Consider the following 14267-nt stretch of genomic DNA (forward strand, 5'->3'; position numbering starts at 1 on the left):
AATGCTGTTGATATGGAAATTTTATACAGTTCAAAGATTAATAATTTTTACTCTTTAGTTGTTGTTAGTGTTAATGAGTCTTTATACAACGATTTAATGAGTTATAGCTTAGAAAAAAGAGGTGACGAACATGACAACGGTAAAATGGACTATACTGCTCCTACTATGTTTAAAAACTAGTATATTAGCAGTTGATTTGGTAGGTAATAGTTTTATAGATTATATTAGATTTGTGTCTAATACATCAAGCGTAAATATAGTTATAGATGAAGATATAGATACAAATTTTAGTTTAATATTACCAGTTGATTACAAGTCCAAAGACTCTTTTAAAATATTAAAATCAGTTTTAGATAAGCATGATATGTATCTAGTAAAATATGACTCAATTTATTATATTAAAAAAATTAGTAAAGAAAAAAATTATAATAGTGTTAAGTTAAAATTTCTTTTACCTGACAAAATTATTCCAATTATCAATAAATATCATGAAAATATTGTAATTTCAAAATCTAAAAAAACTATTATTTTTAAGGCGGATTATAAAGAGTCTAAACAGATAAAAGAACTTATAGAACTTTTAGACAAACCTACAAAAACAAAAAAAGTTAAAATTACTCTTATAAGTTTTCAAGATGATGAAATGCAAGAATTTGGACTTAATTTTGACTCTAAAGTTTCAAATGATAAAAATAATTATGAGTATAAAACTTTGATTGATAATTTAGCTACTTCTCAAGTTTTATCTCTAACTATTCCAAATTTTGCACTAGATGTTTATCTTTCTGATTTGAAAACTCATTCAATTATTGATTTTAAATTTAGTCCTATTCTATCTCTTTTTGATAATGAAAAAACAGATTTTCAAATCACTAATAATATTCCATATCTTAGTGAAGATAGGAGTGTAGATGGAACTAATAATATAAAATCTAATAGTTTTACTTATAAAGATGTAGGCTCTAAAATAGAGATAGATAAAGTATCTGTAACAGATGAAGCTATTTACTTTCACATACAAATGCAATATGAAGTCATACTAGATAAAACTTTAACCCCAACCACTTCTAAACGCTCCATAGATAACTATATTAAACTAAAGAATGGCGAAACTATAGTCATAGCTGGTCTTAAAGGCTCGGAGTCAAGAACACTTAAAAGAGAAGTTCCTATTTTAAGTTCTATTCCATTTTTAGGCGAAGTTTTTAAGTGGTCGCATAATTCAGTTAAATTTGATACTTTTGCGATTTTAATATCAAATGTTGAGAATATTGACTTAGAAGAGTATGGCGAACGAGTTACGCCCATAGAGGGGGTGCCCCCACTTTAGTGGGGGATATATGGGCGAACTCGTTCGCCCCTTGGCTATCTATTAAAAGTTATCGGACACGATTTAAAAATTAAAGAGGAAGTGACAAAATGAAAAACTACGGATTAACAAAATACCAAATAAACAAAGCTTTTGACAAACTAAAGTTTAATAAAGAGTTTATGCACGGCAACGGAGTGCAAATTGATAATAAATTTGTGCCTTACGCTGACTTCGTATCAAATAGTTATATGAATAGTGATAGATACATCGCAGAACTACAACATCGTGCGTGGTCTATCTATGACTATGCAAAAGAGAGAAATTTAGAAAATATTTTCTTTACTCTAACATTACCGAGCCATTGGCACGAAATGAAGCAAAAATCTAAAAAAGACAAAACTATGATTTTTAATAAAAAATTTGGCGGTCGTAAATATATTAAAGTCATTACCAAAGATACTAAACTAAAATATAGTTTTATTAACGCTACTGTATTGCAAAATATCCCATATTTAGAGCCTATATTAGACTTTACAGATACTACTGATAAATATACACCTCATAACGCTTCTAAAGAACTTTCAAAAATGTTAAAAAGATTTTTTGATGATAGAAGTTATAAAAGTATTGAAAAAATAGACAGATGTTACTTTAGAGTTACCGAACCACACAAAGACGGCACACCTCACATACACATATCTTTATTTGTTCCAGCTCATAAAGTAGAAAGTATAGTAAAAGCTCTTGCAAGGCTATATCCTGCACCACTCGGTAAGATAGAGACAAATGTTAAAAGTTCAGTATCTTATCTTATGAAATATATTTTAAAAACTCTTGATGATTTAAGAGATGATAGCGACAAAATTACCAATCTTACGCTTTGGTATCTATATCACGGGATTTCTCGCTTCTACACTTCACGAACTTTTGTATCTTTGGAAGTTTATAGAAAACTTAATGGTATGTACACACTTACAGATTTAACAAAATGTTATTTAAGAGATGACATAAATATATATAAAGACACTACAACTAAAAAAGTTGTTTTAATAGAGAATGAATATGGAACTATTTACACACCAAAGCCAGTAAATTGGTATGACAAGCTAATAGATACAGACCACACTTATTTAGAAGCTGAATTTGAGCCTATTTATAAAGACAAAGAAGACTTTAAAAAGCCTCTGGAAATTGTCATAGACAATGATGAATTTATAGTTCATCACTTCGCACTAGACAAGCTCAAAAAAGAGAATAAACAAAGATCCATAAACAATGAGCATTTAAAAAGTTTAAATGAAATAATGATTAAAAAAACTATTCCGCCTTATCTTATGAAAAATTATCAGTTATTAGAATATTTTGAAAATATAGATATGGATACAGTTAATTTTACTCACTATGCTATTACAAGAAACTTGCTTGTTAATCGTGGTTTACTCTTAGATACTGCATTATTAGATTTAAGAGAATTACAAGAGTTTAAAGAATTTTAAATGACATTTGAATACTACGCTAAAACATATTTAAAAATAAAAAAAACAGAATTAAAGCCATCTTCTTATTATAAATATGAAACTACTGTAATAAATAAAATAATGCCCTCTTTTTTAAATCGTGAAATATCAACCATAAAAGCTAGTGAGCTTAGATTATGGCTTTTGAATTTTGACAAGACAAATAAAACTTTATCTCATTATATTTCAGTATTAAGGGGTATATTTCAAGAGGCAATTTATAATGAAGATATTGCACAAAACCCATGTAAATATTTACGAAAATTTAAAATAATTAAAAATGAAATTTTACCTTTTTCGGTTAATGAAGTTAATCAGATTTTAAATTATGTTAAAAATCCTAATTTTAAATATTATCTTTATATAGCTTTTTATACTGGTATGAGAGGTGGCGAAATAATAGGATTAAAAAAAGATGATATTAACTTTAAAAAAAATATTATAAAAGTAAAACGCTCTCGTGGGAGACATGGCGAAAGTAGTCCAAAAACTCAAAGCGGTGTGCGTTCTGTTCCTATTTTAGATATATTAAAACCTCATTTAAAAGATTTATATAATCTACATGATAACGATTATTTATTTATTACACAATTTAAAAAGCCTTATAACCATAATGAAACTTTTTATAATAAGTTTTGGTTACCTATTTTTGATGATTTAGATATTAAATATCGTAGATTATATAACACCCGTCACACATTCGCAACTATGATGCTATCAAATGGTTTTACAACTCCTCAAAATTTAGCTCAAATATTAGGACATTCTAACGCTCAAATGGTTTACCAAGTATATGCAAAATATATAAATGATGGTAAGTTTGATTTTAAATTTAATATAAATCTTTATTAAGGGGTGTAAAGAGATTTAGCTTGTTTTTTATGAAGTTTTAAAAGTGGCTATTTTAGGGGTTTGTTGTGTGTTATGGTGCGATCGGAGAGATTTGAACTCTCACACCTCTCGGCACAAGCCCCTCAAGCCTGCGTGTCTACCGTTCCACCACGATCGCATAAATTAGAAAAAATCTTAAACCCAAAAGAGGGTTTAAGAGAGGGTTTATTTAGATTAACCTAAATAAGGGTTAGCGTAAAGAGCAATTAGTGCAATTACTAGTGCATAAATAACTTGTGCTTCGATCATCGCAAGAGCGATAAACATTGTAGTCATTAGCTTAGCGCCAAGACCTGGGTTACGAGCAGTACCAGCGATTGTAGCAGCTGCAGTATGGCCCATACCTATAGCTCCACCAAGAGCAGCAAGACCAAGACCAAGACCAGCCGCGATCATTGAGTACGCTTTAAGAGTTTGGTTAGCAACATCACCATCAGCAGCAAGAGCAGCAGTAGTAAGAGCTAGCATTAAAAATAGAACTTTTTTCATAGTTTCTCCAAATATAATTATTACAAATTCCCTCGGATAGCGTAACCTCATGTAAAATGAAGCAACCACAACATAAATGCCATGATTTCCCTACTAGAAAATGATGGCGAATTATACAGAAGAAGTCTTAAACTTTAGTTTAAAGTTAAATTAACTTATAAACTCTCAGTACGACCTAGAGAGATCTTGTTGCCTTTAAACTCTAAGATCTCAACTAGAATCTTATCGCCTTCACTAAGTACATCTGAGACTTTTTCAACTCTTTTTTCTGAAACTTTAGAGATATGAAGAAGTCCGTCAGTTCCGTCACTTAGCTCTATAAATGCGCCAAAGTCAACTATTTTTTTAACAGTCCCCTCACATTTATCGCCTACTTGGTATTTTATTTTCTCTTGCTTTGGAGTATTTGCAATATCTTGTATATGCTCTTTTGCTCCCATGACACCAGTTTTGTTTTTACCTGTAACTTTTACTTTTCCATCTTTTTTATCGATGTCTATAGCCACTTCAAACTTCTCAATAATCTCACGAATAACTTTTCCAGCTTGACCTATAACATCCCCAATTACACTTGGATCTATGTGGAAAAAATCTGTACTTGGGAGAACTCCATCGTTAAACTCTATGTTTTTCTCAGCATCTATCATAATATCTATAATATGACTTCTTCCCTCTTTTGCTTGGTATAGTGCTTCTTTTAAAATGTCAAGAGAGATCCCACCTAGTTTTATATCCATCTGCATAGCTGTTATGCCATCTTTTGAGCCAGTTACTTTAAAGTCCATATCTCCATCATGATCTTCAAGTCCCATAATATCTGAGAGTATTGCGTAGTTGCCGCCATCAGAGACCATTCCCATAGCAATACCAGCTATAACATCACTAGTATCTATATCTGCAGCTCTAAGAGCCATATAACCACCACAAACTGTAGCCATTGAAGATGAGCCATTTGACTCAAGGATCTCAGAGACTAGTCTAATAGTTTCGCCATTTAGATCTACTATAGGCTCTAGCGCTCTTTTTGCAAGATTTCCATGACCGAGTTCTCTTCTTTTTGTTCCCATAACTGGAGTCGCTTCACCTACGCTAAAGCCAGGAAAATTGTAGTGAACCATAAAGTTTTCGTTTTGGATTCCCTCATCAGTTAGGCTCTCAAACATCTGACCATCTTTAACTCCGCCCATAGTTAAAACTACTAAAGCTTGAGTCTGTCCTCTTGTAAAAAGACAAGAAGCATGAGCTTTTGGAAGAACATTTGTAGATATAGATATAGGTCTAACTTCAGTTAAAGATCTACCATCAGCACGAACTTTTGTTTGGAGTATTTGAGATCTTACTTGCTCTTTTTTTACGCTCTCTATAGCATCTTTTAAAGAGACTTCTGCTTCAACTTCCGCCCAATCTGTTTTTGTTTTTATAATGTTTTTTCTAAGCTCTCTTAATGCAGTTGAGCGTTCTGATTTTGCCATTTGGTTCATCGCTGACGCGATATCTGCTAAGTGGTTTTCTCTTACATAAGACACCATCTCATCATTAATTGCATGCGCTTTACACTCTATAGTTTTTGTTGGTTTTTTAAATGCAGCAAATGATTCTTCATACTTTTTATTATTTTCAAAAAGAGCTTCTTGTGAGAGTTGTAAAATCTTTATAAGTTCATCTTCGCTGATTGCATTAGACTTGTGAATAGAGATATTTGGAGTGCTAAGAGTTGGATCTATCATTGGATCTATAATAAAACTCTCTTGTAACTCTTGCTCATTTGTACCCATAGAACGCATCTCTATCATCAAAAGATCTTCTTTTGTGCCAGATAAGAATAGATCTAAGCTCGAGTTTTTTAATTGTGAAAGAGTTGGATTTAAAATTAACTCACCATCAACTTTAGCCGCTCTTATAGCAGATATAGATGTGTTTATATCTATGTCTGAAGTGTAGAGTGCAGCTGAGGCTGCTTTTAGCGCTAAGGCTTGTAGATCTGCATCTGAGTCCGCGCTAAAAGTCATAATAGTTATTTGAGTAGGATGTCCAAAACCCTTAGGAAAAACAGGACGTAAAGAGCGGTCAATGATGCGAGAAGTTAGAGTCTCAAAGTCACTTGGTTTTGTCTCACGCTTGAAAAATCCACCTGGAATTTTACCAGCTGCATATGTTTTTTCAATATACTGAACAGTAAGAGGTAAAAAATCATCTTTTACTACCTCTGTTTCATCTATAACAACAGTAGCTAAAATAACACTATCTCCTGATCTGATCCATGCTGAACCATTTGCTTGTCTTGCTACTTCACCAAATGAGTAACTCTCCGTTTTGTTTTGTAACTCTATGTTTACATCATATTTCATTCTTTTCTCCTAAGTATTTTTCTATTTTTTCTTCTTCAACTTTTTCTAGCTCTTCGTAGTAGAGTGTAGTCTCAACATAATCATCTATCTCATATAGAGTAAATATGTCATCTGCAAAAGGCTCTAAAAGTTCTAGCGTATCACGAGGTAGGACAGGAACTGCAATATATAAGGCTTTTGGCTTCATCGCCAAAATAGTTTTTATCGCAGTCATCAACCGAAGCCCAGTTTCACTTCCCTCATCAATAAGCAAAACTACTTCGCCTTTCATAGATGCAAAAGGTCTTCCTTTTCTATATTGATAAACATAGCTGAGTATTTGCTCTTCGTGCTTTCTTTGAGCTTCTCCATAGATATAGTCATACTGAATATCAAATGTTTTTACTAATTGTTCATTTATAACTATCTCTTCTCTTTCACTAACTCTTGCTATCTCACAATCATCATTATTTGGAGCTAAGATGGCTTCTGAGAAGAGAAAATCAAGTGCATTTGGAAGCTTTTTTCTAAGAAGATAAGCTAATTCCAACCCACCTCTAGATATTGCCACCATTTTCCAAGACTCATCTTTGAGTCTTTGCATAGGTATAACATCCATTAGCTTTGTAGCAGCATCTTGTCTGTTTTTAAGTATGTGTTTATACTTTTTCATATCTTATAATCCTAAATTATTCTGACAATTTATGTTCATAAAGAGGACCACTGTTTGGACTCATCATGGGTTTTAGAGCTATTGTAAGGTAGATATATCTGTCATATATAGAAGTTGAACCAGTTTCTGTTAGTACTGGTCTGTTGTTTTCTAGATATTTAAGACCAAAATTCCAACATTTTTGTTGATATAAAAAGCCTATCTCAGTACTCTTTTTCATGCTTCTTTCTATATCATAATTATATCTTATATGGTAAGAATAATGCTTGTTGTAAGTATAACTAGCACTAGATGTGAGATAGCTTGTATAAGGAGAATAAGTAGAAGTCTCTTTTAAAAATGTATCCCTGTAAAGATGAGATAGAGAGATGTTAAAGCTATCGGTGTTGTACGAGATCTCATTATAAAGTTTTGAAAATTTATTTTCATCATAATTATATAAAAGATTATTATATAGTCTTATGCTAGAAGTGATTTGATAGTCAAGCTCATTTTCTAACTCTCCAAGACGGTTTTGCACATTTTCATAGTTTATTTTTTGAGCCAAGCTATGATAGAGTATTTGTTCTCCCGTAGCATTATAAATATATTGTGAAAAGTCAAGTTGAAGCTCTTCTTCTACATCTGATATATTATAAAATTCACATTGAGGAGTATCTTTATTTTCTGCTTCAGAGCAAAATTTTTGATAATTTTGATAAAAACCAGTTCTTGTTTGTCCTCCATCAATCTTGTAGCTAGAACCAAACCCTACAACATGAGTAAAGTCTTCATAAGCCTTGCTTAACTGAGAAGAGAGTGAAAAAACATGATGATTCCTTGCATAATATCCATTTTCCCACTCAGTTATTTTAACTTCTTCTCTTCCGTTGAATTTTGAATGTTGAGCATATAAAATAGTTTTATATGAAGCATTTAGATACTCATCAAAAAAAGTAGCTTGAAGGCTTATTGGTATATTGATATCTGTTTGAGTTGTATGTTTTCCAACCTTTCTATAAAGATTGTTGCTTTGTATATCTAAGTTATATATAAGATGATCATCTAAAAAAGTATCTAAATATCTATGGTAGTGTAGTGTTGGTATTTTTTGAATAGTATCATCATTATTAACTTTTGTTAAGTCTTGATAGTATTTAAAATATGCACCAAAGTAGTCTGTGTCATTGTTGTAAAAGAGATTAACTTTTGAGAGAATTTGAGATGAAGTTGCATTTTCAATTGTGTCATTTGTGGATAGATTTATATAATCAACATCATTCATATGGTTTATATCAATATAGAGTCCTGATTGTCCTTTGAGTTTTGTACCAAACCATTGGTTTATAACATCACTATTATCATATAAAAAGTTATATCCATAGTGCTTATCATTTGCTAGTTCATTTTCTAGAGCATATTTATCTTGCTCTTTAAAATATCCAGTTGTAAGTTCTCCCTTTGATATAGCAGAATCTACAAATCTAAAAGTAGAGTAGCCTCCATAACCACGGGAAGTTCTAACTTGTGGTTTTAACTCAAGATCCCACCAATTTTGCTCAGCAATGTAGATAGGTTGTTCATAATAAAAACCTTCAGCCTCAGATAGGCCAAACGCAGGGACTAAAAGACCAGTTCTTCTTTTTGTATCAAGCGAATAACCAATGTAGGGAGTATAAAAAACAGGAATATCGTAGATGAAAATTCTAGCATTAAAAATATTTAACCACATATCATCAGAGTTGTATGTTGAAGAAGAAAAGTGTAGTTTCCAAAGCGGATCATTAGGGTTACATCCGCTCATAACCCCAGAAGAGATCTCAAAGTCTTTGTCAAAAGTACAACCCTCATCTGCACTGATCCAAACTTGAGAGTTTTTCTCAAGCATGTAGAAGGGTCTAAAAACTCTCTCTTTTTTGGCAATATTTAGTCTTGCATAATCTCCTAAGAGTTTATATTTATTTGCTTGATTAGCACGAATGTTTCCAAAGAGTTCTAGATTTGAGGTGTTTTTATCGTAAATAGCCTCATCTGAACTTATAAAATAATCTTTATAAACTACAGTCACTTCACCTGTTGCTTTTATAATATTGTCTTTTGAATTCATATTGGTAGAGTAGATTTCGACTTTATCGTTTATCTCTTCACCATATATAAACGACGCTATCATCAAGATAACAAAAACTATCCTAAGCATCTACAACCAAAGTGCTTGCGGTTTTGTCATGCCAAGTCTGTCTCTCTGGGTTTAGTAGTCCCCAAAGAAATCCCAAATATAAAAATAGTTCAGATATAACTCTAAATATAGCGCGGTTTAGTGCGACTATGACATTTGGAGTCTGCATAGTTTTTGTGTCAATGACTCGTATTTTCATAATTATTTTTCCAACACTAGCCCCATATTGCATTACAAAAAAAGCTTGATAGATGACCTTTAAGAGCATGAATTCTAATGCAAACTCATTTGTAAGGTTGATGATTTCTTCTGTAGTAGCAGCATTCGCAAAAGAATCCCAGATAGAGATAATAAGCAAAAAAGAGAGTAGCATCTCATCTATAAAAAAAGCCATAGCTCTTTTTTTGTTACTTGTTAGAGTTATTTCTTCATTGTGAAGTTTGTTTTGTATCTCATCATTCAATGTATATCCTATAAGGCTTGATATGCTATATCAGTTCTAAGCTTTTTACCAGCAAAATGAACTTGTCCACATCTCATATAAGCTCTATCTCTCGCTTCTTTTATGGAATCTCCTAAACCAACACAGACTAAAACTCTACCACCATCTGCATAAAGGATGCCATCTTCTAGGCTTACTCCTGCATAAGAGATATGTGTATATTTCTCAATCTCTTCATGGTTTACCGCGTCAACAATTATCTCAGCAGGAGTTGAACTTTTATATGGGTAGTTCTCGCTTGCCATTACAACACCTACTGCAAATTGCTGTGAAAACTCTACTTTTATATCGCCGAGTCTATTTGTAGCAGCTTTATAAAACATATCGCTAACACTTGAAGTCATAAGTGGCATAAGGATCTCACACTCTGGATCTCCAAAACGAACATTAAATTCTAGTGTAATTGGCTCACCGTTAACTACCATAATCCCGATAAATAAAACTCCTTCAAAGGGAGCGTTCTCTTTTTTCATTCCATCAAGAGTAGGGCGGATGACTCTGTCTTTTACCTTTTGATAAAGTTCCTCATCAACTAAAGGAGTTGGAGCATAAGCTCCCATTCCACCAGTATTTGGACCCTCATCACCATCTTTTAGTCTTTTATGATCTTGTGCAGCTGGGAGAAGTATATAGTCATCGCCATCACAAACTGCAAACATTGAGAGTTCGTAACCATCTAAAAACTCTTCAACTATGACCTTAAGTCCTGCATCTCCAAAGCTTTTTCCACTTAGCATCTCTGAGATCGCAACTTTTGCTTCGTCGTGAGATTGTGCAATTATTACACCTTTTCCACCACAAAGTCCATCAGCTTTTACAACTATTGGAGCAGTTAAAGTCTCTGTAAATTTAAAGGCATCTTCTATAGAATCTGTCTCAATATAGCGGGCTGTTGGAATATTATATTTTGCAAGAAAGTTTTTCATATATACTTTTGAGCCCTCAAGCTTTGCAGCCTCTTTTGAGGGACCAAAAATAGTTAAATTGTGAGATTTGAAGATATCTACAACTCCATCAACAAGAGGAGCTTCTGGACCTACTATTGTTAAGTCAATTTCATTTTGTTTTGCAAAAAGTGCAAGAGAATTATAATCGTTAATATTTATGTTTGTACCTAAGTTGTTTGTAGCGCCATTTCCTGGCATAAAAAATAGTTCGTGATTTTCTTTTTCATTTTTGATAGCTCTAGCTATTGAGTATTCTCTTGCACCTGAGCCTAAAATTAATATTTTCATTGATAGTTTTTCCTGTAAAAGTTATAGTCGGATTTACTTAGGTGAAGACCTTAGTAATAGCCCGAAGTAGCCGTCTCGTATTTGGCTTGGTTCTAAAAGCCGTAATTGGGTGAAGAGAGTGTTTTATAACGGTGGCATCATCTCGATAGAGTTAACTATCTCAAACGATGACACCACACACAAAAACCCTACTTGTTCACTATTTGAAAATGTAGAACCCTCATATTTACGATATCTCGAACTACTCAGACTAGAAGTTTATTATACTAAAAGATTTCTTGATTCTATTTAAGAAAATCCTTTTTTATGGGAGTTATTTTGCTTTTATACCTTCGATCTCAATTTCTAGCTTAACATCTTCACCTATAGCAAAACCACCAGCTTCTAAAACAGAGTTGTAAGTTAGCCCAAAGTCAGCTCTCTTTATCTTTCCCTCTAGTGAAAAACCAGCTCTTTCATTACCCCATGGATCTACGATAGTTCCACCATTTTCATACTCCAGTTTGATGTTTTTTGTAACACCTTTTAGTGTAAAATCTCCATAAACATTATCTCCATCCATCTTGGTCATTTTAAATGTGATAGCTGGATATTCATCAGCATCAAAAATTTCCTCTTCTCTTAGATGAGTGTCTCTCTTTTTGTTTGCTGTGTCTATTGATTCTACTTGGATCTCGCCATATAGAGCTGTTAGTTTTTTAGTTTTTTCATCATAGTCAAATGTACCCTCAAAGTCACTAAAAGTGCCCTTAACATTTGATATCATCATATGTTTTACTTTAAAACCTATATTTGAGTGAGCTCTGTCAACATTGTATGAAGCCGCAAATAGTGACGATACAAATAGTGAACTTATAACGAGTAGCTTAGTGAATTTCATTTTACATCCTTAGTGTTAATTTGTAGTAGTTTATCATCGCACAACTTAAAGAGATATAACTAAAATATATTATCTATTTATCGCAAAGAGAGCGCTAATTCCATGCAACTCTCTATGGAAGTAAACTTAGATATTTCATAATTTATTCCTTTTGGAAGAGCTTTTGCAGTTGTTGTTCCAATGACGACAACCTTAGCATTATTATCTATGTTATGAGTCTTTAAGAAACACTCTATAGATGATGGAGATGTAAAAATAAGTATAGGATCTCTCTCAACTTCTATTTCAAGTGCTTCTTTTGCACACTCACTCACATATAAGATCTCTTCATCTATAGAGTAATGATCAGCTTTACATTTAGCTACAAAATCTGAAGCGATTGATTTGGCTCTTAGATAGAGCCATTTTGTCTCTTTTGGCTTTTGTTCTATAAATTTAACTAAATTGTCTCCATACCCATCACCAAAATCTAAAATCTCTCCACCAAAATCTTTGTAAGCATCAGCAGTTTTTTTAGATACACAGAGAGCAGGTATATCTATAAAATCTTCTTTTTTATATTGTTTTAGAGCTTTTATAGTCTGTTTAGATGTGATGATGAGATGATCATAATTACTGAAGTTAATTTCTGGTTTTAAAAAGCAAACTTGCAGGGATTGTGCACTTATTGCATCTGGATGTTTTGAAGTAGCAAAGAGGTAAATTTGTCTTGACATAGAGTCTCCTAAAGCTTTTAAAGGATAATTGAATGCTCTGATTAATCTATAAACTAGATTCCGTGTCAAGCACTAAATGACGAGACACGCGTCATCCTGAACTTGATTCAGGATCTAGCTTAATAATTGTTCAGAGCACTCAATTAAAAATATAAATAAAATTCTTAAAAATCTAAATTCTTCTTAATTTTATTCCCACTCTATTGTTGCTGGTGGTTTTGAGCTGATATCATAAACAACTCTGTTTATGCCATCAACTTCATTGATAATTCTTCTACTTATTCTCTCTAATAAATCATGTGGAAGATAAGCAAATGTTGCTGTCATTCCATCAACTGCCTCAACAACTCTCACACAGATCGTGTTGTCATAAGTACGGTTATCACCCATTACACCGACTGATTTTACATTTAGTAGTACTGCAAATGCTTGCCATGTTTTAGCGTAGTAACCACTTGCTTTTAACTCATCAAGTAAGATAACATCAGCCTCACGTAAAATTGTTAGATCTGGGACATTAACATCGCCCATTATTCTAATGGCAAGTCCCGGTCCAGGAAATGGATGGCGGTTTATCATAGACTCTGGAAGACCGAGTTCTAGTCCGATTTTTCTCACTTCATCTTTAAAGAGTTCACGAAGAGGCTCGATAAGTTCAAAATCCATCCAATCAGGTAATCCACCAACATTATGATGAGACTTGATAACTTCAGATGGACCGTTTACTGAGATAGACTCTATCACATCAGGATAGAGTGTTCCTTGAGCTAAAAACTTGATACCATCGTGTTTTTTTGCTTCTTTCTCAAACTCTTCTATAAAGGTGTGACCTATAATTTTTCTCTTTTGCTCAGGATCTGATACACCTGCTAATTTGCCTAAAAAGTTATCTACAGCATCTACTGTAATGAGAGGAGTTTTTAGGTTTACTTTAAATACTTGCTCAACTTGTTCTCTCTCACCTTTTCTTAAAAGTCCATTATCAACAAAAACAGGGATAAGCTGATCCCCAATAGCCTCATAAAGCATAGCAGCTACAACTGAACTATCAACTCCACCACTAAGACCACAAAGAACTTTTCCAGTTCCTACTTTCTCACGTATAAGTTTGACTTGCTCTTTTAAGAAGTGTTCCATCTTCCACTTCTCATCCACTCCACAAATATTTTTTGCAAAGTTTCTAAGCATCAAGTAACCTTCCTCAGAGTGTTGAACTTCTGGATGGTACTGCATGGCGTAGATTTTTTTTGTCTCATCTGCAATAGCTGCAAATGGAGAGTTAGCAGATGTTGCAATTGGTGAAAAACCATCTGGCAGTACATCTACTTTATCACTATGACTCATCCAAACAATAGCGTTGTCATCGCAATCTCGTAAAAGAGGTGAACAATTTTCACCTACATCTATAATATGAAGTTCAGATTTACCATATTCGTGATGAGATGAGCGAATAACACTTCCACCAAAATCAACTGCAATTCTTTGCATACCATAGCAGATGCCAAGGATTGGTAAGCCGAGTTCATAAATAGCTTTATCAACTACATAAGCATTTTCGCTATAAACAGAA

General features: G+C 32.9%; 14 protein-coding genes and 1 tRNA gene. 5 read left to right on the forward strand and 10 right to left on the reverse strand.

Annotation, left to right across the window (positions count from 1 at the left end):
- The 4 genes from M0Q24_RS10055 to M0Q24_RS10070 all read left to right on the forward strand — a co-directional run.
- Window positions 1-180, forward strand: a 180-nt coding sequence (locus M0Q24_RS10055; RefSeq protein WP_295050296.1) for a hypothetical protein, incomplete at its 5' end; no start/stop codon positions are given.
- Window positions 131-1330, forward strand: a complete 1200-nt coding sequence (locus M0Q24_RS10060) for a hypothetical protein (protein ID WP_295050298.1) — start codon at window positions 131-133, stop codon at window positions 1328-1330. The genes M0Q24_RS10055 and M0Q24_RS10060, both read left to right, overlap by 50 nt.
- Before the next feature lie 89 nt (window positions 1331-1419).
- Window positions 1420-2808 carry a hypothetical protein gene (locus M0Q24_RS10065; RefSeq protein WP_295050300.1) on the forward strand — a complete coding sequence of 463 codons (1389 nt, stop codon included), beginning with the start codon at window positions 1420-1422 and terminating at the stop codon, window positions 2806-2808.
- Window positions 2809-3681 carry a site-specific integrase gene (locus M0Q24_RS10070; RefSeq protein ID WP_295050302.1) on the forward strand — a complete coding sequence of 291 codons (873 nt, stop codon included), beginning with the start codon at window positions 2809-2811 and terminating at the stop codon, window positions 3679-3681.
- A gap of 73 nt (window positions 3682-3754) precedes the next feature.
- On the opposite strand, the gene M0Q24_RS10075 is transcribed toward M0Q24_RS10070, so the two are convergent.
- The 7 genes from M0Q24_RS10075 to purD form a co-directional block, all read right to left on the reverse strand.
- Window positions 3755-3838, reverse strand: a tRNA-Leu gene (locus tag M0Q24_RS10075).
- 56 nt (window positions 3839-3894) lie between these two features.
- Entirely contained in the window at window positions 3895-4209 is a 315-nt protein-coding gene (locus M0Q24_RS10080) for a F0F1 ATP synthase subunit C (RefSeq protein WP_295050304.1), read from the reverse strand.
- A 155-nt stretch (window positions 4210-4364) separates the two neighbouring features.
- Complete coding sequence (locus M0Q24_RS10085; RefSeq protein WP_295050306.1) at window positions 4365-6557, reverse strand: polyribonucleotide nucleotidyltransferase; 2193 nt, start codon at window positions 6555-6557, stop codon at window positions 4365-4367.
- Entirely contained in the window at window positions 6547-7209 is a 663-nt protein-coding gene (locus M0Q24_RS10090) for a phosphoribosyltransferase (RefSeq protein WP_295050308.1), read from the reverse strand. The genes M0Q24_RS10085 and M0Q24_RS10090 overlap by 11 nt, the downstream gene beginning before the upstream one ends.
- A 16-nt stretch (window positions 7210-7225) precedes the next feature.
- Window positions 7226-9385, reverse strand: a complete 2160-nt coding sequence (lptD, locus tag M0Q24_RS10095; RefSeq protein WP_295050311.1) for an LPS assembly protein LptD — start codon at window positions 9383-9385, stop codon at window positions 7226-7228.
- Entirely contained in the window at window positions 9378-9827 is a 450-nt protein-coding gene (locus tag M0Q24_RS10100) for an RDD family protein (RefSeq protein ID WP_295050313.1), read from the reverse strand. Before M0Q24_RS10100 ends, lptD begins: the two co-directional genes overlap by 8 nt.
- 8 nt (window positions 9828-9835) lie before the next feature.
- The gene (gene purD, locus M0Q24_RS10105; RefSeq protein ID WP_295050314.1) at window positions 9836-11101 is read right to left on the reverse strand and encodes a phosphoribosylamine--glycine ligase; all 1266 of its coding nucleotides are present in this window, start codon (window positions 11099-11101) and stop codon (window positions 9836-9838) included.
- 109 nt (window positions 11102-11210) lie between these two features.
- On the opposite strand from purD, the gene M0Q24_RS10110 reads away from it, so the two are divergent.
- Window positions 11211-11393 (forward strand): hypothetical protein, encoded by a 183-nt coding sequence (locus M0Q24_RS10110; RefSeq protein ID WP_295050316.1) that lies wholly within the window; start codon window positions 11211-11213, stop codon window positions 11391-11393.
- A 21-nt stretch (window positions 11394-11414) separates the two neighbouring features.
- Here the strand turns inward: M0Q24_RS10110 and M0Q24_RS10115 are convergent, their stop codons facing one another.
- The 3 genes from M0Q24_RS10115 to guaA all read right to left on the reverse strand — a co-directional run.
- Window positions 11415-11981, reverse strand: a complete 567-nt coding sequence (locus M0Q24_RS10115) for a YceI family protein (protein WP_295050318.1) — start codon at window positions 11979-11981, stop codon at window positions 11415-11417.
- A 77-nt stretch (window positions 11982-12058) separates the two neighbouring features.
- Complete coding sequence (locus M0Q24_RS10120) at window positions 12059-12697, reverse strand: uroporphyrinogen-III synthase (protein ID WP_295050320.1); 639 nt, start codon at window positions 12695-12697, stop codon at window positions 12059-12061.
- A gap of 189 nt (window positions 12698-12886) precedes the next feature.
- A partial coding sequence (guaA, locus tag M0Q24_RS10125) for a glutamine-hydrolyzing GMP synthase (RefSeq protein WP_295050322.1) occupies window positions 12887-14267 on the reverse strand: 1381 nt, incomplete at its 5' end.

Source organism: Sulfurimonas sp. (genome assembly GCF_023228785.1).
Taxonomy (GTDB): domain Bacteria; phylum Campylobacterota; class Campylobacteria; order Campylobacterales; family Sulfurimonadaceae; genus Sulfurimonas.